Here is an 18,880-nt window from a genome sequence, read left to right as displayed (position 1 = left end):
ATGCCGCTCGCGCCGTACCTCAGCCGCTACTGGGACGCCCCCGGGAGCTGGACCCTCGAGACCTACCTGGAGAACGACGGCTACGTCGGGCTGCGCAACGCCCTGGCCACCGGGCCGGACGAGGTCATCTCCACCGTGCTCGACGCCGGCCTGCGCGGCCGCGGCGGCGCCGGGTTCCCCACCGGCCGCAAGTGGGGCTTCATCCCGCAGGAGACCGGCGCCGAGGGCGAGGCCGCCTCCGGCACCGAGGCCTCCGCGGCCGCCAAACCCCACTACCTGGTGGTCAACGCCGACGAGTCCGAGCCCGGGACCTGCAAGGACATGCCGCTCATGCTGGCCACCCCGCACGTGCTCATCGAGGGCATCATCATCGCCGCCTACGCCATCCGCGCCTCGCACGCGTTCATCTACCTGCGCGGTGAGGTCGTGCCCGTCCTGCGTCGATTGCAGACGGCGGTGGCCGAGGCGTACGAAGCCGGATACCTCGGTCGCGACATCCTCGGCAGCGGGGTCGACCTCGAACTGGTGGTCCACGCGGGCGCCGGCGCGTACATCTGCGGCGAGGAGACGGCCCTGCTCGACTCACTCGAGGGCCGCCGCGGCCAGCCGCGCCTGCGGCCGCCGTTCCCCGCCGTCGCCGGCCTCTACGCCTGTCCGACGGTGGTGAACAACGTCGAATCCATCGCCAGTGTCCCGTCGATCCTCCAGCACGGTCCCGAGTGGTTCCGGTCGATGGGCTCGGAGAAGTCCCCCGGCTTCACGCTCTACTCGTTGTCCGGGCACGTCACCCGGCCCGGCCAGTACGAGGCGCCGCTCGGCATCACCCTGCGCGAACTGCTCGACCTGGCCGGCGGGATCCGGGAGGGCCACACCCTCAAGTTCTGGACCCCCGGTGGTTCCTCGACCCCGCTGCTCACCGACGCCCAACTCGACATGCCGCTCGACTACGAGGGCTGCGCCGCCGAGGGCACCATGCTCGGCACCAAGGCGCTGCAGATCTTCGACGACACCACCTGCGTCGTGCGGGCGGTGCTGCGGTGGACGGAGTTCTACGCGCACGAGTCGTGCGGCAAGTGCACCCCCTGCCGCGAGGGCACGTTCTGGCTCGAACAGATCATGAGGCGGCTCGAGGACGGCACGGCGACCTCCGGCGACCTGGACCGACTGCTCGACATCTCCGACAACATCTTCGGCAAGTCGTTCTGCGCCCTCGGCGACGCCGCGGCGACCCCGATCATCTCGTCGATCCGACTCTTCCGCGACGAGTACCTGGCACACATCCCCGACGGCTGCCCGTTCGACCACAGCCGCTCCACCATCTTCGCGCGCACCGACCGTGCGGGGGCCGGCTCCCGGCGCCCGCCCGTGCGGCCGGCCCGCGGACCCTCATCGCGACCCGAGGAGGTGGCCCGATGACCTCGGCCCAGTCAGGCGTGCCCCGCGACGCCCGCGGCCCCGCCCAGGACCCGGAACACGACCGCGCCGATTCAGACCGCGCCAGTTCAGACCGCGCCGACGACCTCGTCACGCTCACCGTCGACGGCGTCGAGGTCTCCGTGCCGCCGGGCACGCTCATCATCCGCGCAGCCGAACGGATGGGCGTGCAGATCCCCCGCTTCTGCGACCATCCGCTGCTCGAGCCGGCCGGGGCGTGCCGCCAGTGCATCGTCGAGGTCGAGGGCGCCCCCAAACCCGTCACCTCGTGCACCACCCCGGTCACCCAGGACATGCAGGTGCGGACGCAGTTCACCTCCGCGGTCGCGGACAAGGCCCAGCGCGGGGTGATGGAGTTGCTGCTCATCAACCACCCGCTGGACTGCCCGGTGTGCGACAAGGGCGGCGAATGCCCGCTGCAGAACCAGGCCCTGTCCAGTGGCCACGGGCGCTCGCGGTTCACCGAGGTCAAGCGCACGTTCCCCAAACCGATCGCCATCTCATCGCAGGTACTGCTCGACCGCGAACGCTGCGTCATGTGCGCCCGGTGCACCCGCTTCTCCGAGCAGATCGCCGGGGACCCGTTCATCGACCTCTTCGAGCGCGGCGCCCAGCAGCAGGTAGGCGTCTACGGCGACGAGCCCTTCGAGTCCTACTTCTCCGGAAACACGGTCCAGATCTGCCCGGTCGGCGCCCTCACCGGTGCGCAGTACCGCTTCCGGGCCCGTCCCTTCGACCTGGTCTCCAGTCCGGCGGTCTGCGAGCACTGCGCAAGCGGTTGCGGGCAGCGCACCGACCACCGACGCGGGAAGGTCCTGCGCCGCCTCGCCGGCGACGACCCCGAGGTCAACGAGGAGTGGAACTGCGACAAGGGCCGGTGGGCGTTCACCTACGCGACCCAGCGCGACCGCATCACCACCCCGATGGTCCGCGGCGAGGGCGGCGGGCTTGTCCCGGTCGCGTGGTCCACAGCCCTGGCGACTGCTGCCCAGGGGCTGGCCGCGGCGCGCGGACGGGCCGGGGTCCTCACCGGGGGCAGGCTTACCGCCGAGGACGCCTACGCGTACGCCAAGTTCGCCCGCACGGTGCTCGGCACGAACGACGTCGACTTCCGCGCCCGCCGCCATTCGGCCGAGGAGGCGGATTTCCTGGCCGACCGGGTCGCCAGGCGCGGCCCGGGCGGAGGGTCGGAGCAGGGATCCGGCGGCGGGCCGGGTCAGGACAGCGTGCCGGGCCAGGGCGGCGAGGCCGTCACCTACGCCGATCTCGAGACCGCACCCGCGGTGCTTCTCGTGGGCTTCGACCCGGAGGAGGAGTCGCCGATCGTCTTCCTCCGCCTGCGGCGGGCCGCGCGCGACCACGGGCTGAAGGTCTTCTCGATCGCGCCCTTCGCCACCCCGGCCGTCCGCAAGACCCGCGCCGCCCTGCTGCCGACCGTCCCCGGGGCGGAGCCCGAGGTGCTGAACGCCCTCGCCGTCGTCCCTTCCGACCCCGGCGGCCCAGATCCCGGCGGCGCAGATCCCGACGGCGCAGACCCCGGCGGCGACGCGACTGCCAGCGGAACCGGGCCCTGCGCGACCATCGACCCCACCCGCGGCGCCCTGCCCTCGCTGCTGCGCGAGCCCGGCGCGATCATCCTCGTGGGCGAACGGCTCGGCGCGATCCCGGGCGGCCTGTCCGCCCTATGTGCGCTCGCGGACGCGACCGGCGCACGGCTGGCGTGGATTCCCCGGCGCGCGGGAGAGCGCGGGGCGCTCGAGACCGGGTGCCTGCCGGGACTGCTGCCCGGCGGCGCTCCCGTCACGGATGACGACGCCCGGCGGACCCTCGCCGAGCTGTGGCGCTGCGACGATCTGCCCACGACGCCCGGCCGGAGCACCGACGAGCAGCTGGCCGCGGCCGGATCGGGCGAGCTCGCGGCCCTGCTCATCGCCGGGGTCGAGGCCGCCGACCTGCCCGACCCGCGGGCCGCCCTGGCTGCGATCGACGCCGCCGGCTTCGTCGTGAGCCTCGAACTGCGGCGCAGCGAGATCACCGACCGCGCCGACGTCGTCCTGCCGGTCGCTGCAGTCGCCGAGAAGGCGGGCATGTTCGTGAACTGGGAGGGCCGGACCCGCCCCTTCGCCGCGGCCCTGACCGGTACCGACGCGCTGCCCGACCACCGGATCCTCAATGCCCTGGCGGAGGAGACCGGAGCATGGTTCGGCTTGGCGGACGTGGAGTCGGTGCGCCGCGAGATGCAGGCCGTCGGCCACGCACTCCGCCCCGCATCCGCGCACGCCGGCCCGCAGCCGCACGCCGGGATGGCGTCTCGCACCGACCGAAGCGCAGGCGAGACGCCCTCGTCAGGGGCGGCTGCGGATGGGAGGGCCTCGGCGGGGGCGGGCACGGGTGCGGCTGCGGGTCCGGAGCCCGGCGCCGGGCAGGCGGTCCTGGCCACGTGGCGGATGCTGCTCGACGACGGCCGAATGCAGGACGGGGAGCCGCACCTCGCCGGCACCGCCCGCCGCCCCGTGGCCCGCCTGTCGCCGGCGACCGCCCACGAACTCGGAGCCGTCGACGGCGACCCGGTGACCGTCTCCACCGACCGCGGGGCGATCTCCCTGCCGCTGGCCGTCACCGAGATGCCCGACCGCGTGGTGTGGGTGCCGCAGAACTCGCCCGGGTCCGCCGTGAACGCGACTCTCGCCGCCGGCGCGGGCGACGTCGTGTCCCTTGCGGCCGCGGAGGTGGCGTCATGACCGGGGTCGCGGTGACCGGAGTCGCGGCGAACGGACCCGCCGTGCTCGCCGCCGCGGACCTGTCGATTACCGGTGCCGACCTCGCGGCCTTCGGCACGGACCCGTGGTGGCTGGTCTTGGCCAAGGTCCTCGCCGTCTTCGTGTTCCTCGTGGTGACGGTGCTCGCGGCCATCTACCTCGAACGCAAGGTCCTCGCGTGGATGCAGATGCGCATCGGACCCAATCGCGTCGGCCCCGCGGGGATCCTGCAGAGCCTGGCCGACGGCGTGAAGATCGCGCTCAAGGAGGGACTCATCCCGGCGGGGGTCGACAAGCCGATCTTCCTGCTCGCGCCGGTCATCGCGGTGATCCCGGCGTTCATGGCGTTCGCGGTCATCCCCTTCGGCCCCGTGGTCTCCGTCTTCGGCCACTCCACGCCACTGCAGCTCACGGACCTGAACGTCGGCGTGCTCTACATCCTCGCCGTCACCTCGATCGGGGTGTACGGGATAGTGCTGGCCGGCTGGTCCTCCGGCTCGACCTACCCGCTGCTCGGTGGCCTGCGCTCCACCGCCCAGGTGATCAGCTACGAGATCGCCATGGCGCTGTCGTTCGTCGGGGTGTTCCTCTTCGCCGGCACCATGTCGACGTCGGGGATCGTCGCCGCCCAGTCCCGGGTGTGGTTCGTGTTCCTGCTGCTGCCCTCGTTCGTCATCTACGTCATCTCCATGGTCGGCGAGACCAACCGCGCCCCCTTCGACCTGCCCGAGGCCGAGGGCGAACTGGTGGGCGGGTTCCACACCGAGTACTCCTCGCTGCGCTTCGCGATGTTCATGCTGGCCGAGTACGTCAACATGACCACCGTCTCCGCGCTGGCGGCGACGCTGTTCCTCGGCGGCTGGCAGGCTCCGCTGCCGTTCTCGCTGATCGACGGCGCGGACTCCGGGTGGTGGGCGCTGCTGTGGTTCGTCGCCAAGGTGTGGACCTTCATGTTCCTGTTCATGTGGCTACGGGCGACCCTCCCGCGACTGCGCTACGACCAGTTCATGGCCTTCGGCTGGAAGGTGCTCATCCCCGTCTCCCTGGCCTGGGTGATGGCTGTGGCCACCATCCGGGTGATCGTGGGACCCGATTCGACGCTCCTCACGCCCGCCATGGTGATCGCGGGACTGGCCGCGGTGGCGGTCATCGTCGTCGTCCACCGGACCCGATCCCGGCGCGGCGGCCGGGCCACGCCCACCGACGGCGGCCCCCGTCCCGCGTCCGTCACTCGGGGCGCGCCCGTCGGCCCCACGTCCGTCGACCATGCGCCCTCCGACTCCGCTTCCTTCGACGCCGCGCCCTTCGACCCCACGGCCGGCGGGTTCCCCGTCCCGCCGCTCCCCCACCAGCGCGCCGCGCTGAGCCGCTCCACTTCTGCAGACTCGCCCCCGAGTCAGGAGGCCCGCCATGCCTAGGAAGTCACGGTCCCGGGTGCCCGGGTTCCTCGAACCACTCGCCGGGTTCGGCGTGACGTTCTCCACCATGTTCCGCAAGGCCCACACCGAGCAGTATCCGGAGGAGAAGGTCCCCACCGCGCCCCGCTACCACGGGCGACACCAACTCAACCGCTACGCCGACGGGCTGGAGAAGTGCATCGGCTGCGAACTGTGCGCATGGGCGTGCCCGGCGGACGCGATCTACGTCGAGGGCGCCGACAACACCGCCGAGGAGCGCTTCTCCCCCGGCGAACGCTACGGGCGGATCTACCAGATCAACTACCTGCGCTGCATCGGCTGCGGCCTGTGCGTGGAGGCCTGCCCGACCCGCGCGCTCACCATGACGAACGACTACGAGATGGCCGACGACAACCGCGCCGACTTCATCTACGAGAAGCACGATCTGCTGGGTCCGATGCTCGCCGGGATGGTGCCCGCCCCGCACGACATGTACCCGGGCGCCGACCACGCCGACTACTACCGCGGCGAGATCACCGGATCCGCGCCCGAGCAGGGTCGGCCGTACGAGCCCGGGGCGGGGGCCTCGTGAGCACCGGGGAATCCGTTCTGTTCTGGGTGCTGGCCATCATCGCCGTGGCGGGTGCTCTCGGCGTGGTCTCGGCGACCAAGGCCGTCTACTCGGCGCTGTGCCTGGCCGCGACCATGGTCTCGCTCGCCGTGCTGTACATCGCGCAGGGCGCCGTGTTCCTGGGCGTGGGCCAGATCGTCGTCTACACCGGCGCCGTGATGATGCTGTTCCTTTTCGTGGTGATGCTCATCGGCGTCGAGTCCTCGGACTCGCTGGTCGAGCGCATCCGCGGGCACCGGGTGGCGGCGATCGTCGCGGGTCTGGGGTTCGGCATCCTGCTGGCCACCGGGCTGGCCCGGGCGCAGCTGCCGCCGTTCGCCGGGTTCGCGCCGGGCTACTCCGACGTGCCGGCGCTGGCCGAGCTGCTGTTCTCCCGGCACGTGTGGGCGTTCGAGCTCACCGGGGTGCTGCTCATCATCGCCACCCTCGGCGCGATGGTCCTGGCGCACCGCGAGCGGTTCACCGGACGCCTCACCCAGCGGCAGATGTCGCAGCAGCGCTTCCTCGACTGGCAGGCCGACGACGCCGCCCGCGTGACCCCGCTGCCCAGCTCCGGCGTGTACGCGCGCCGCAACTCCGCCGACATGCCCGCCCGACTCCCCGACGGCACCGACGCCCCCGACTCCGTGAGCGAGGTGCTGCGTCGCCACGCCCGCGACACCGCAGCCCGCGACGCCGCAGCCAGGGACGAGCTAGAGGCCGGCGAGGGGCGCGGCGCGGACGGGAGGCGGTCATGAACCCGGAGTACTACCTGTACCTCTCGGCCGTGCTGTTCACCATCGGTGCGGCCGGGTTCCTGCTGCGGCGCAACGCGATCGTCGTGTTCATGTGCATCGAACTCATGCTCAACGCGACCAACCTCGCGCTGGTGGCGTTCGCGAGGATGCACGGCGACGTCACCGGCCAGCTCTTCGCCTTCTTCATCATGGTGGTGGCCGCCGCCGAGGTCGTGATCGGTCTCGCGATCATCATGGCCATCTACCGCTCCCGCCGATCGGCGTCCGTGGACGACGCCAGCCTGCTCAGGTATTAGGGGGACGACGACCGTGATGACGACGACGACAACGACCGCGGCCGCCCTCGCCCCCGCCGTCGCCGGGTCCGCGCTCTGGCTCATCCCCGCTCTGCCGCTGTTCGGCGCGGCGGTCCTGCTGCTGCTCGGTCGCCGCGCGGACGGGTGGGGCCACCTGCTCGGCTGCGCGACCGCGCTGGGCTCGTTCGCCGTGGCGGCATGGCAATTCGTCGCCATGACCGGCCGCGAGGCCGGGGACCGCGCCGCCGCCCAGACCCTGTTCACGTGGGTCTCGGTTGGCGATCTCACCGTGGACTTCGGTCTGCGTCTGGACGAGCTGTCCCTGGTGTTCGTCCTGCTCGTCACGGGCGTCGGCCTGCTCATCCACGTGTACTCGATCGGCTACATGGCGGCCGACCCGGCACGGCGGAAGTTCTTCGCGTACCTCAATCTGTTCCTCGCGGCGATGCTGGTGCTGGTGCTGGCGGACAACTTCCTGGGCCTCTACCTGGGCTGGGAGGGCGTGGGCCTGGTCTCGTACCTGCTCATCGGGTTCTGGCAGCACAAACCGTCCGCCGCCACCGCCGCCAAGAAGGCGTTCCTCGTCAACCGCGTCGGCGACATCGGGCTGGGCGTGGCGCTCATGGTCATGGTCACCCAGCTGGGCACACTGTCCTACGAGGGTGTGTTCTCCGCGATCGGAGGCGGGGCGGCCGGGGCCGGGTCCGGGGCCGACGGCGCGGCCGTGAGCCCCGGGCTCGTCACCGCGCTCGGCCTGCTGTTGCTGCTGGGCGCGTGCGCCAAGTCCGCCCAGGTGCCGCTGCAGTCCTGGCTCGGTGACGCGATGGAGGGCCCCACCCCGGTGTCGGCCCTCATCCACGCGGCCACCATGGTCACCGCGGGCGTGTACCTCATCACCCGTTCCAACCCCGTCTTCGACGCCGCCCCGGTGGCGCGGGCGGCGGTGATCGCGGTCGGCGCGGTGACGCTGCTGTTCGGCGCGGTGATCGGCTGCGCCAAGGACGACATCAAGAAGGTGCTCGCCGCCTCCACCATGAGTCAGGTCGGCTACATGGTCATGGCCGCCGGGTTCGGTCCCGCCGGATACGCGCTGGCGATCATGCACCTGCTCACCCACGGCTTCTTCAAGGCCGGGCTGTTCCTCGGCGCGGGCTCGGTGATGCACGGGATGAACGGCGAGGTCGACATGCGACGCTACGGCGCCCTACGCGCGGTCATGCCGATCACCTTTGCCACCTTCGGCCTCGGCTATCTGGCCATCATCGGCGTCCCGCCCTTCGCGGGTTTCTACTCCAAGGAGGGCATCATCTCCGCCGCCTTCGACGTGGGGAGCACCGCGGGTGCGGGTTCGGTCTCGGGGTCGCCGGTCGGCTACCTCCTGGGGGCGGTGGCCCTGCTCGGCGCGGGCCTGACCGCCTTCTACATGACCCGCGTGATGATCCTGACCTTCTTCGGGCCCGGACGCTGGGCCGACGACGCCCACCCCCACGAGTCGCCGGCGATCATGACGGCGCCGATGATCGCGATCGCCGTGGGATCGGTGTTCTCGGGCCTGCTGCTCGCCCTCGGCGGGCGCCTTCAGGACTGGCTCGCCCCGGTCGTCGGCGACCACCACCCGGACCACGTCCTGCCGGTGTGGCTGGTCACCGCCGCCTCACTCGTCGTGGTGGCCGCCGGCATCGCCCTCGCCGTGCACCGCTACGCCCGTAGCGAGATCCCGACCACCGCCCCCGACGGCTCCGCACTCACCAGGGCCGCCCGGCGCGACCTCTACGCCGACGACCTCAACGAGAGGGTGTTCATGAGGCCCGGCCGGGCCCTGGTGGCCGGCACCGAGGTGCTCGACAGGCGGGTCGTGGCCGGCGCCGCGACGGGCGTCGGCACCACCCTCGGGGAACTGTCCGCCCGGACGAGACTCCTGCAGTCCGGACTCACCCGCTCCTACGCGCTCTACATGCTGATCGGCGCCGTTCTGGTGCTGGCCGCGATGTTGGGTGGTGGCGCGCTGTGACCGGCCCCGGACTGCTCACCGCGCTGTGGCTCGTGCCCCTGGTCGGGGCCCTTCTCGTCGTCGTCCTCCCCACCAGCGCGCGCCGCGCGGCGAGACCCCTCGCACTGGGCACCTCGCTGATCGTCCTGGGGGTGGCGGTCGCACTGGCAGTCGGGTTCGACCCGGGCGGCGACACCCACCAGTTCGTCGAGTCGCGGCAGTGGATCCCCGCGTTCGGCGCGACGTACACGCTCGGGATCGACGGCGTGGCTCTCGTGCTGATGCTGCTCACCGCCGCACTCATGCCGCTGCTGCTGCTCGCCGGATGGCGCGACGCCGACGACTCCAGCGGCGCCACCTCGGACGGCCGGCGCGCACAGGCGTACCCCGCGCTCATGCTCGCGACGCAGGGCCTGGCGCTGGTGGCGTTCACCAGCCTCGACGTGCTGCTGTTCTACGTCGCGTTCGAGGCGATGCTCATCCCGCTGTACTTCCTCATCGGCGCGTTCGGGGACAGCGGCGCGGACCGGGCGCGGTCGGCCGTCCGGTTCCTTCTCTACAACCTGCTCGGCGGGCTGGTCATGCTCGCCGCGGTGCTCGGGCTCTACATGTACACCGACCGGGCCGGACTCGGGCCCGACGGCCGCGGCACGTTCGACTACCGCCTCATCACCGACGCCGTCGCCGACGGGCGACTGCAGATCCCGCCCGGCGCGATGCTGCTGCTGTTCGCCGGGTTCACACTCGCGTTCGCGATAAAGGCCCCCCTGTGGCCGTTCCACACGTGGCTGCCCGGCGCCGCCGTCACCGCGACCCCCGCCTCCGCCGTGCTCATGATGGCCGTGGTCGACAAGGTCGGCACCTTCGCTATGCTGCGCTACAGCCTGCCGCTGTTCCCCGAGGCCGCGGCCACCGCGACACCCGTGATGGTGACGCTGGCGGTGATCAGCATCGTCTACGGCGGCATCATGGCGATCGCGCAGACCGACCTGCTGCGGCTCATCGCGTACGCGTCCATCTCCCACTTCGGGTTCATCGTGCTGGGCGTCTTCGCGGCGACCGAGCAGTCCGCGGCGGGGTCGACGCTGTACATGGTCAACCACGGCATCGCCACAGCCGCGCTGTTCCTCGTGGCCGGTTTCCTCGTCCGACGACACCGGATCCGGGAGATCGGCTACTACGGCGGCGTGCAACAGGTGGCGCCCGTGCTCGCCGGGGTGTTCCTCATCGCCGGGCTCGCGACGCTCTCCCTTCCCGGTCTGGCCCCGTTCATCAGCGAGTTCCTGGTGTTCGTCGGCACCTTCGCGGTGTACCCGGTCGCGGCCGTGCTCTCCACGGCGACGTTCGTCCTGGCCGCCGTCTACATCCTGTGGACGTACCAGCGCGTCATGGGCGGGCCCGTCGCGCCGGGCCTGCGGCCCACGCCCGACCTGTCGACGCGCGAACGCGTGGTGCTGGCCCCGCTGATCCTGGCGCTGATCGTGCTGGGCTTCTACCCGCAGCCGGCGCTCGACGTGATCGACCCGGCGGTCGCCGCGACCGTCGCCCACGTGGAAGGTGCCACCCGATGAGCCCGGACATCGCCTACTCCTCGCTCCTGCCGCTGCTCCTCGTGCTCGGCACGGCGATCGTCTCCGTCCTGGTCGAGGCGTTCGCCCCCGCCCGGCACCGCTACGTCGTGCAGATGGTGCTGTACCTCGGCGGGCTCGTCGCGGCGCTGGTGACGGTGGTCCTGCTCGCCGGGACGCGGATCATCACCGCCGGCGGCGCCGTGGCCGTGGACGGTCCCACGCTGTTCCTGCAGGGGGCGACTGTCCTCGTGGCGATCGGGGCCGGACTGCTCATCAGTGAGCGCTCGCGAGCGGACACGGTGGCAGGCTCGGCCGGTGCGCGCGCGGGTGCTGGCGGGGCGGGCGCGGGCGGCGCCGGCTCGGCCGGTGCGCGCGCGGGTGCGTCCGGGGCATCGACTGCGTCGACCGAATCGGGCGCGGCGCCCGCTGCCCGTCGCCCCGTCCTCGCGGGCTTCGCCCCGCAGGCCGCGCTGGCCCCGGGCGGCGACGCCGAACGCGAGGCCGAGCGCGCCGGGGTCTCCCAGACCGAGGTGTTCCCGCTGGCCCTGTTCGCCACCGGCGGGCTCATGCTGTTCCCGGCGGCGAACGACCTCATCACCCTGTTCATCGCGCTCGAGGTGCTGTCCCTGCCGCTCTACGTGTTGTGCGGCATGGCGCGCCGTCGGCGGCTCCTCTCGCAGGAGGCCGCGGTGAAGTACTTCCTGCTCGGGTCGTTCTCCTCCGCGTTCTTCGCCTACGGGGCGGCGCTGATCTACGGCTACGCCGGGACCGTGGAGTTCCGCGGCATCGCGGCGGTCGTCGCTGCCGAGGGCGGCAGCTCGCTCGCGATGATCGGCGTGGCGATGATGTCGGTGGGCCTGCTGTTCAAGATCGGGGCGGTGCCGTTCCACACCTGGACCCCGGACGTCTACCAGGGCGCGCCCACCTCGATCACCGCGTTCATGGCCGCCGGGACCAAGCTCGCCGCGTTCGGTGCGATCCTGCGCTTCTTCCACACCGCCGTACCCCGCCTCGAAGCGGACTGGTCGCCCGTCCTCTGGGTGGTCGCGGCGCTGACGATGATCGTCGGCACGGTCGTCGGGGTCACCCAGAACGACGTCAAGCGCCTGCTGGCCTACTCCTCCGTCGCACACGCCGGATTCCTGCTCACCGGGGTGCTCGGCCCGCCGGGCGCAGGATCCGCCGCGGTGCTGTTCTACCTCGCGGCGTATGCCGTGAGCACCGTCGGCGTCTTCGCCGTGGCGGGGATGGTCCGTGCCCCGGACGGTGCCGAGGTGACCGACCTGCGGGCCTGGACCGGGCTCGGTCGTCGCCAGCCGCTCGTGGCGGGCGCGTTCGCGCTCCTGCTGCTCGCACTGGCTGGCATCCCGCTGACCAGCGGGTTCATCGCCAAATTCGCGGTGTTCTCCGCGGCGGTGGCCGGCGGCGCGGTGACCCTGGTGGTGATCGGCGTGCTCACGAGTGCGATCGCGGCCTCGTTCTACGTCCGCGTGATCGTGGTGATGTTCTTCCGCGACGCCGACCCCGTCGACGCCTCGGGGGCCGCGAGCTCGGGCGGGGTGGCCTTCGCCCACCGGCCCGTCACCTACGGCGTGGTGGCGGTGGCAGCCGTCGTGACCGTCCTGCTGGGGATCATGCCGCAGCCACTGCTGGATCTGGCCACCGCGGCGACCGCGTTCGCGGGCGTCGAGTTCGCGGGCGTCGAGTTCGTGGGGTAGCAGCCAATCGGCCGCCAGCCGGCCGCCAGCCTCCCCATCGAAAAGAGCGTTCCGCACATATCGAGCGAGAGCGCGCGTGCGGAAGTGTCTTCTCGATGCCTGCCTACCCGGCCACCCGGCCACCTACCTGGCCACCTGCCCACCCGGCCAGCCGAGCCGAACCGACCGGCGTGGGCCGTCTACTCCCCCAGCCCCAGCGGGGTGGCGTCGAACTCGCCGGACAGCGCCGAGACCGACCGTGCCAGTCGGAGGTCGCGCCGGGTGACTCCGTCGACGTCGTGGCTGCGCAGGTCGAGGGTGACCTCGTCGTAGCTCCACAGCAGGTCGGGATGATGGTTCTGCGAGTTGGCGGCCTGCCCGATCGCGGCGACCAGGTCGATGGCGGCCTGCGGCGTCTCGCACACGGCGGTGTAGGTCAGCGACCCCTCCGACAGGGCCCAGCCGGGCAGGTCGGCCAGACCTTCGGCGATCTGCTCCTCGGTCAGGCGGGTGGTGTCGTCGGCGTCGGGGCGTGCGTTGTCGGCATCTGCGCTCATGCCGTCCAGTCTGGCACCTCCCACCGCGGCCGGCACACGCCGCGCGCGACACGCGCGGCCGACGAGTCCTCCCGCCAGCGTCCTACCCTGGTGTGGTGGACACCCCCGCCAGTTCCCTCCCCCCCGGCGCCGGCCGGTACGCGCCCAGCCCGTCAGGTGACCTGCACCTGGGCAATCTGCGCACCGCGGTGGCGGCGTGGGTCCTGGCCCGCGATTCGGGTCGGGCGTTCCGGATGCGCGTGGACGACCTCGACACCGCCCGCGCCCGCCCCGGTGTGGCCGAGCGTCAACTCTCAGACCTGGCGGCGATCGGTATCGACTGGGACGGCGAGATCATGTGGGAGTCCGCTCGCGCGCACGCCTATGCCGCGGCGGCCGACCGGCTCGACGATCAGAGTCTGGTCTACGAGTGCTTCTGCTCGCGCCGAGAGATCGCGGAGGCCCCGCGCGCGCCGCACTCCCCGCCCGGGTCGTACCCGGGCACCTGCCGTGACCTGTCCGAGGCAGAGCGCGCGCGTCGTCGTGCGGCGCTCGGTCCGGGGCGGGTGCCGGCGCTGCGACTGCGCGCGACGGTCGACGAGTTGACGATCACCGACCGGGTCCACGGGCCGTACACGGGCGTCGTGGACGATGTGGTCCTGCGACGCGGCGACGGCGTGTGGGCGTACAACCTCGCCGTCGTCGTCGATGATGCCGAGCAGGGCGTCGACCAGGTCGTGCGCGGGGAGGACCTGCTGTCCTCCACTCCCCGCCAGGCACACCTCGCCGAGCTGCTGGGCCTGCCGCATCCGGAGTACGTGCACGTCCCGCTCGCGGTGAACGCCGCCGGTGAGCGCCTGGCCAAGCGGGACGGCGCGGTGACCCTGGCCGATCTGGCGCGGGAGGGGACGACGACGAGGGCCGCCGTCACCCGCATTGTGGCCTCGCTCGGTGGACCGGAGGACGCGGACTCGATCGAGGCGCTGCGTGGGGTGGTCACCACCGAGTCCCTGCGGTCCGGCCCCTGGGTGGTGGCCTGATCGGCCGACGCGCGCCCAGACCGGCCCGACCGCCTCATCGAAAAGAGCGTTCCGCGCAGACCCACTCGCACAACGCGTGCGAAAGCGACTTGTCGATCAACGGTGACGCGGCGCGACGCGGCCTATTCGGCAGGTAGGGATTCGGCATCGCCACGGGCGGGCGCGGATAATCGTCGCTCATGACCACGTCATCGCAGAATTCCGACCCGCTCGGGACTGGGCGGCCGGACGGGATCACTCCCGAGCCGGCGCGCAGCACCCCCTCCACCGCCTCCGCCGGTCTCCCTGGCCGCGCCGTCTTCGCCACGATCGCCAGCCCGTTCTACGGCTATCTCATCGCCTTGTTCGTCGGCGTGATGCTCATCAGCAACGTCACCGGGACCAAGGGCGTCCTCCTCTTCCCCGACCTGAGCTTCGAGCTCGGGTTCCTCTCGATGGACGGGCTCGTCACCGACGGCGCCTTCCTGCTCTTCCCGCTGGCCTACGTGCTCGGCGACGTGATCAGCGAGGTGTACGGGTTCCGGGCGATGCGCCGCGTCGTGCTCTCCGGTTTCGCCGTGTTGGCGCTGGCCGCACTGAGTTTCACCCTGACCGTGCAGTTGCCGCCGGCCGACTTCTACGAGAACCAGGACGCGTTCGAGGCCGTCGCCGGGGTCATCCCGCAGTTCTTCCTCGCCGGCCTGGTCGGGTACGTCGTGGGCGAGCTCCTCAACTCCTACGTCCTGGTGTGGATGAAGCGCCGCACCGGTGAGCGGAGCCTGTGGGCGCGGCTCCTGGGGTCGACCGTGGTCGGCCAGCTCGCGGACACGCTGGTGTTCTGCACGATCGCGGCTCCGGCGCTGGGCATGGTGCTCGGCTCGGGCGACTACTGGAACTACGTCGTCATCGGCTTCGTCTGGAAGACCCTCGTCGAGGCGGTCCTGCTGCCCGTCACCTATCTGGTGATCGCGTGGATCAAGAAGCGGGAGCCCAGCTATCAGGCCGCGCTGGCCGGCTCGTCCCTGCGACAATCGGCGGTATGACCTCCGCTGACCGGGGCGCAGACGACGGACGCGCCGCAGATCGACCCGCCGCGGTGACGGTGCGCGGCGCGACCGTCGACGACCAGACCCGGTGCGTGCACTACCGCGGCCCGCTGGACATCGTCGCGATCCGATTCCGCTGCTGCGGCGAGTTCTATCCCTGCTTCCGCTGCCACGCCGAGACCGTCGATCACCCGATCTCGGCGTGGCCGGCGGGCCGTTTCGACGAGCACGCCATCCTGTGCGGGGCCTGCCGTTCGACGCTCTCGATCAGCGATTACCTCGACGCCGACGCCTGCCCGTCGTGCGCCTCGCCGTTCAATCCGGGTTGCTCGCTGCACCATTCGATCTATTTCGAGTGACGAGCCCCGGTTCTTCGTCCCGCCGCGGCCCGGGTCCCTACAACGATGCGCCCGGGAATCCGTCGGCTTCATTCATGGTCTTGATCACCGTGAGCAACACGCCGAGAACCAGCCGGGTGAGATCCTCCCGCTGGGCGAGATCCGCATCACGGCCGAGCTTGAGCGCGCGTTCCGCCGGCTCGGGGTCGGGAAGATCCCTGACCGCTGCCGCCAGGGCCTCCGACTCCGCGCGGCTGACCCCGAGAATCACCGAATCGGACACGATCGTCTCGACGATGTCCCGCAGGACCGGGCCCTCCCTGTCGTCGAGCTGCGGGACGACGCGGACGATGTCGTCGTAGAGCCCTTCGACGTAGTCGTGGTCGTCCGGGTCTTGCTGGTCAAGGGAGGCGTCTTCGGCGACAGAACAGAGGAAGTCGAACAACATCTGGTCGGCTGTGTAGGGCCCCGGCCAGAGGCCGAGGTGCTCGTCGAACGGTAGAGCGGCCGCGCGGGAGATCAGCTTTCCGGCCATCTCTTCCGCCCCGTCGGCCATTCTGGCCAACGCCTTGTCCAGGAGATTGAACGCTGCCTCCATCGCCGCTTCGCTGACCGGCGCCAGCGCCCCGGTCTTGGAATCCGGGTGGAGCCCGTAGGCCGTTCGACGTGCCAGGTTCTCTTCGGACGCCGGCCTGCGGTCGTGTGCCATGCGCTCAGTTTGTCATCCGGGGCGGCTCGGCGTTACGTCACCGCCCGGCGTAGTACCGCCCCAAGAACTGTTCCTTGTAGGCCACGTACTCGTCGGGCCCGGCCGCCATCGCGGCGCGCACCTCGTCGACCAGCCGCACCACGAACGCCAGGTTGTGCAGGGTGAGCAGGGTCGAGCCGAGGAACTCCTTGGCCTTGAACAGGTGATGCAGGTAGGCGCGGCTGTACTCGCGCGACACCTCGGACGGGCCCTCGGGGTCGAGCGGGGTGTGGTCGTGGCGGAACTGGGCGCGGGTGATGTTGACCCGCCCGTCGAGGGTGTAGATCCCGCCGTGGCGGGCGAGTCGGGTCGGCGCGACGCAGTCGAAGGTGTCGGCGCCGTTCTCCACGGCGGTGAAGATGTCGTCGGGCTCGCTGATCCCCAGCAGGTGCCGCGGCCGGTCCTCGGGCAACTCCTCGGTGCACCAGCCGACGATCGTGCCGAGGTTCTCCTTCTCCAGCGCACCGCCGATGCCGTAGCCGCCGAACCCCCGGCGCCCCTCGGCCTCGGCTCGCTCGCTCATCTCCACGAGCCCGCGCACGGCCTGCCGCCGCAGGTCCTCGAACTGCGCGCCCTGCACCACGCCCCACAGTGACTGTCCCGGCCGGTGGGTGCGCTCGGTCGACAGCCGCTCGTGCTCGTCGAGGCAGCGCAGCGCCCAGCGACGGGTCCGCTCCACCGAACGCTCCTGGTACGTCCGCGTGTTCATCAGCGTGGTGAGCTCGTCGAAGGCGAACAGGATGTCGGCGCCCAGCGAGTGCTGGATCCGCATCGACACCTCGGGCGAGAAGCGGTGTCGCGAGCCGTCGAGGTGCGAGGTGAAGGTGACGCCGTCCTCATCGACCTTGGCCAGCCGGCCCTGCCCCTTGTTGGTGGCCGAGTCGTCGGGCGTGGCGCTCGCCGACATCTCGATGACCTTCTTGAACCCCACGCCCAGGCTCATCACCTGGAAGCCGCCCGAGTCGGTGTAGGTCGGTCCGGGCCAGCGCATGAACTCGCCCAGTCCGCCAGCGGCGTCGACGATCTCGTGGCCGGGTTGCAGGTACAGGTGGTACGCGTTGGCCAGCACCGCCTGGGCACCGGTCGAGCGGACCTGCTCGGGCGTGAGCGTCTTGACGGTGGCCTTGGTCCCCACCGGGATGAACGCGGGAGTGGCGATGTCACCGTGCGGGGTGTGGATGACACCCGTCCGTCCACCGGCGGTTCCGTCGAGGACCATCCGCTCGCCCACGTCGAACGTGGTGGGGCGGAGGGTGGGCGAGCTGTTGTCCGGCATCGGTCCATCGTGGCATGGCGGTCGCGGATTGCGGACGTGACCCTAAGATGGAGGGGTACGTCGGCACGGGGGGCGTGATCGTCGGCGTCGGGGGCGCGACGAGCGCAGCTGAGTGAACAACGAGCGGGATGACGACGACGAGGTGGGGCGATGACCACATCAGGTGGCCGGAGGCTCTCCAAACACGAGCGCCGTTCGCAGCTGATCGTGTTGGGGATCCGTTTGCTGGAGACCGTGCCTTTCCATGCTCTGTCATTGGATGACGTGGCCGAGCGGGCCGGGGTGTCCCGCAGCCTGCTGTTCCATTACTTCCCCACCAAGCTGGACTACCTCACGGCGGTCGTGCGGGCGGCGGCCGACCACGTGCTGTCCCTGACCGAGATCCCGGAGGGGGCGCACGCCGCGGACAGTACTCGCGCGATCATCACGGCGCTGGTGCGCTACATCCAGCGGCGGCGGGACAACTACGTGGCGGTCCTGCGCTCCGGCAGGGCGGTGGATCCGGTGTTGGAGAAGGTCGTGGACGGCATGCACCGGACGATCAGCCTGCGGATCCTCGACAGCCTCGGGATGGCCGAACCGGGTCCGTTGGCGCTCGTGCTGACGCGGGCATGGCTGGCCGGCGTCGAGGAGTTGGCCCTGCTCGGCGAGGAGTCGGGTCTGCCGCAGGACGCGGTGGTCGAGTCCGCGCTGGCAACGCTGAACGCGGTCGTCACGCTCCCGAACTTCGTCGCGGACTTCGCCGACCGCTCCTGACCGGCGGCCCCGTCCCCGCAGCCGCCTCCCCACCCCCCGCAGCCGCGCGCTCCGGAATCATCCGGACGGTATATATCGCACACGGATGACTCTGAGTCGCGCGGCTGCGGGGATGGCGCGGCAAGGGGCGGGATGGCGCGGCTGAGGGGATGGGGCGGGATGGCGCGGCTGCGGGGATGGCGCAGCTGCGGGGATGGGGCGGGAGGGGGCGGGGACTGCCCGCCTGTGACGAAAGAGCGAGAGCCCCGGACCTCTCTCGAGATCCGGGGCTCTCCCCGTGGCGGTGGCGGTGGGATTTGAACCCACGGTTGGGGGTTACCCAACACAGCATTTCGAGTGCTGCACCTTCGGCCGCTCGGACACGCCACCGCCGATCAGGCTACTTCACCAGTGGCCCCAGACGAAAATCGCCAGGCCAGCGGCGGGAATCCGCCTGTCCGGGTCAGTTGTTGCCGGTGAGCTTGCTCGCGGCCTCGTTGGCCTTGTCCTTGAGCTTCTCTGCGCCCTGCTTGACGTTGGCCGAACCCTGGTCCGCCTGGCCTTCGGCCTGCAGATCACGGTCACCCGTGGCGGCTCCGGCCGACTCCTTGGCGCGGCCACCCAGCTCCTCGGCCTTGTTCGAGAACTTGTCTCCCACTCCCATGTGGTG

The 18,880-nt window shown here is 71.2% G+C and carries 17 protein-coding genes and 1 tRNA gene; 13 read left to right on the top strand and 5 right to left on the bottom strand.

Annotation, left to right across the window (positions count from 1 at the left end; genetic code table 11):
* The 9 genes from nuoF to nuoN are packed head-to-tail and all read left to right on the top strand — an operon-like array spanning window position 1 to window position 12,533.
* The gene (nuoF, locus tag AC3DE3_RS10735; RefSeq protein ID WP_488369945.1) at window positions 1–1,416 is read left to right on the top strand and encodes an NADH-quinone oxidoreductase subunit NuoF; all 1,416 of its coding nucleotides are present in this window, start codon (window positions 1–3) and stop codon (window positions 1,414–1,416) included.
* On the top strand, window positions 1,413–4,175 hold the full coding sequence (locus AC3DE3_RS10730) for an NADH-quinone oxidoreductase subunit G (protein ID WP_488369944.1): 2,763 nt from the start codon (window positions 1,413–1,415) through the stop codon (window positions 4,173–4,175). The genes nuoF and AC3DE3_RS10730 overlap by 4 nt, the downstream gene beginning before the upstream one ends.
* 59 nt (window positions 4,176–4,234) lie before the next feature.
* On the top strand, window positions 4,235–5,611 hold the full coding sequence (gene nuoH / locus AC3DE3_RS10725) for an NADH-quinone oxidoreductase subunit NuoH (RefSeq protein WP_488370042.1): 1,377 nt from the start codon (window positions 4,235–4,237) through the stop codon (window positions 5,609–5,611).
* A 16-nt stretch (window positions 5,612–5,627) separates the two neighbouring features.
* Window positions 5,628–6,182, top strand: a complete 555-nt coding sequence (gene nuoI, locus AC3DE3_RS10720; RefSeq protein WP_488370041.1) for an NADH-quinone oxidoreductase subunit NuoI — start codon at window positions 5,628–5,630, stop codon at window positions 6,180–6,182.
* Window positions 6,179–6,958, top strand: coding sequence for an NADH-quinone oxidoreductase subunit J (locus AC3DE3_RS10715; RefSeq protein WP_488369943.1), 780 nt, complete (start codon window positions 6,179–6,181; stop codon window positions 6,956–6,958). Before nuoI ends, AC3DE3_RS10715 begins: the two co-directional genes overlap by 4 nt.
* The gene (gene nuoK / locus AC3DE3_RS10710; RefSeq protein WP_260486464.1) at window positions 6,955–7,254 is read left to right on the top strand and encodes an NADH-quinone oxidoreductase subunit NuoK; all 300 of its coding nucleotides are present in this window, start codon (window positions 6,955–6,957) and stop codon (window positions 7,252–7,254) included. The genes AC3DE3_RS10715 and nuoK overlap by 4 nt, the downstream gene beginning before the upstream one ends.
* Window positions 7,255–7,270: 16 nt before the next feature.
* Window positions 7,271–9,265, top strand: a complete 1,995-nt coding sequence (gene nuoL / locus AC3DE3_RS10705) for an NADH-quinone oxidoreductase subunit L (protein WP_488369942.1) — start codon at window positions 7,271–7,273, stop codon at window positions 9,263–9,265.
* On the top strand, window positions 9,262–10,815 hold the full coding sequence (locus AC3DE3_RS10700) for an NADH-quinone oxidoreductase subunit M (RefSeq protein WP_488369941.1): 1,554 nt from the start codon (window positions 9,262–9,264) through the stop codon (window positions 10,813–10,815). Before nuoL ends, AC3DE3_RS10700 begins: the two co-directional genes overlap by 4 nt.
* Window positions 10,812–12,533 carry an NADH-quinone oxidoreductase subunit NuoN gene (nuoN, locus tag AC3DE3_RS10695; protein ID WP_488369940.1) on the top strand — a complete coding sequence of 574 codons (1,722 nt, stop codon included), beginning with the start codon at window positions 10,812–10,814 and terminating at the stop codon, window positions 12,531–12,533. The genes AC3DE3_RS10700 and nuoN overlap by 4 nt, the downstream gene beginning before the upstream one ends.
* 179 nt (window positions 12,534–12,712) lie before the next feature.
* Here nuoN and AC3DE3_RS10690 read toward each other — a convergent pair whose 3' ends face one another.
* Window positions 12,713–13,069, bottom strand: coding sequence for a 4a-hydroxytetrahydrobiopterin dehydratase (locus AC3DE3_RS10690; protein WP_260486459.1), 357 nt, complete (start codon window positions 13,067–13,069; stop codon window positions 12,713–12,715).
* 95 nt (window positions 13,070–13,164) lie between these two features.
* Between AC3DE3_RS10690 and gluQRS the strand changes: the two genes are divergently transcribed.
* The 3 genes from gluQRS to AC3DE3_RS10675 all read left to right on the top strand — a co-directional run bounded on the left by gluQRS (window position 13,165) and on the right by AC3DE3_RS10675 (window position 15,472).
* Window positions 13,165–14,088: a tRNA glutamyl-Q(34) synthetase GluQRS gene (gene gluQRS / locus AC3DE3_RS10685; protein WP_488369939.1), complete on the top strand. Its 924-nt coding sequence runs from the start codon at window positions 13,165–13,167 to the stop codon at window positions 14,086–14,088.
* A gap of 179 nt (window positions 14,089–14,267) precedes the next feature.
* Window positions 14,268–15,110 (top strand): queuosine precursor transporter, encoded by an 843-nt coding sequence (locus tag AC3DE3_RS10680; protein ID WP_488369938.1) that lies wholly within the window; start codon window positions 14,268–14,270, stop codon window positions 15,108–15,110.
* On the top strand, window positions 15,107–15,472 hold the full coding sequence (locus AC3DE3_RS10675; protein WP_488369937.1) for a CHY zinc finger protein: 366 nt from the start codon (window positions 15,107–15,109) through the stop codon (window positions 15,470–15,472). The genes AC3DE3_RS10680 and AC3DE3_RS10675 overlap by 4 nt, the downstream gene beginning before the upstream one ends.
* A gap of 37 nt (window positions 15,473–15,509) precedes the next feature.
* Here the strand turns inward: AC3DE3_RS10675 and AC3DE3_RS10670 are convergent, their stop codons facing one another.
* Together AC3DE3_RS10670 and tgt are read right to left on the bottom strand one after the other, a co-directional pair.
* Window positions 15,510–16,160, bottom strand: coding sequence for a hypothetical protein (locus AC3DE3_RS10670; RefSeq protein ID WP_488369936.1), 651 nt, complete (start codon window positions 16,158–16,160; stop codon window positions 15,510–15,512).
* A gap of 37 nt (window positions 16,161–16,197) precedes the next feature.
* Window positions 16,198–17,475: a tRNA guanosine(34) transglycosylase Tgt gene (gene tgt / locus AC3DE3_RS10665; RefSeq protein ID WP_488369935.1), complete on the bottom strand. Its 1,278-nt coding sequence runs from the start codon at window positions 17,473–17,475 to the stop codon at window positions 16,198–16,200.
* Window positions 17,476–17,625: 150 nt separating this feature from the next.
* On the opposite strand from tgt, the gene AC3DE3_RS10660 reads away from it, so the two are divergent.
* Window positions 17,626–18,231, top strand: coding sequence for a TetR/AcrR family transcriptional regulator (locus tag AC3DE3_RS10660; protein WP_488369934.1), 606 nt, complete (start codon window positions 17,626–17,628; stop codon window positions 18,229–18,231).
* A gap of 278 nt (window positions 18,232–18,509) precedes the next feature.
* Here the strand turns inward: AC3DE3_RS10660 and AC3DE3_RS10655 are convergent.
* Both AC3DE3_RS10655 and AC3DE3_RS10650 read right to left on the bottom strand, forming a co-directional pair.
* Window positions 18,510–18,600: transfer RNA gene (locus AC3DE3_RS10655), tRNA-Ser, on the bottom strand.
* Window positions 18,601–18,673: 73 nt separating this feature from the next.
* Window positions 18,674–18,874, bottom strand: coding sequence for a CsbD family protein (locus tag AC3DE3_RS10650; protein ID WP_260486453.1), 201 nt, complete (start codon window positions 18,872–18,874; stop codon window positions 18,674–18,676).
* Window positions 18,875–18,880 lie beyond the last annotated feature (6 nt).

It is taken from the genome of Dietzia sp. IBK-p2-16D (assembly GCF_057773085.1).
The sequence above is the reverse complement of the archived record's forward strand: the minus strand, read 5'-3'. Positions and strand labels throughout refer to the sequence as shown.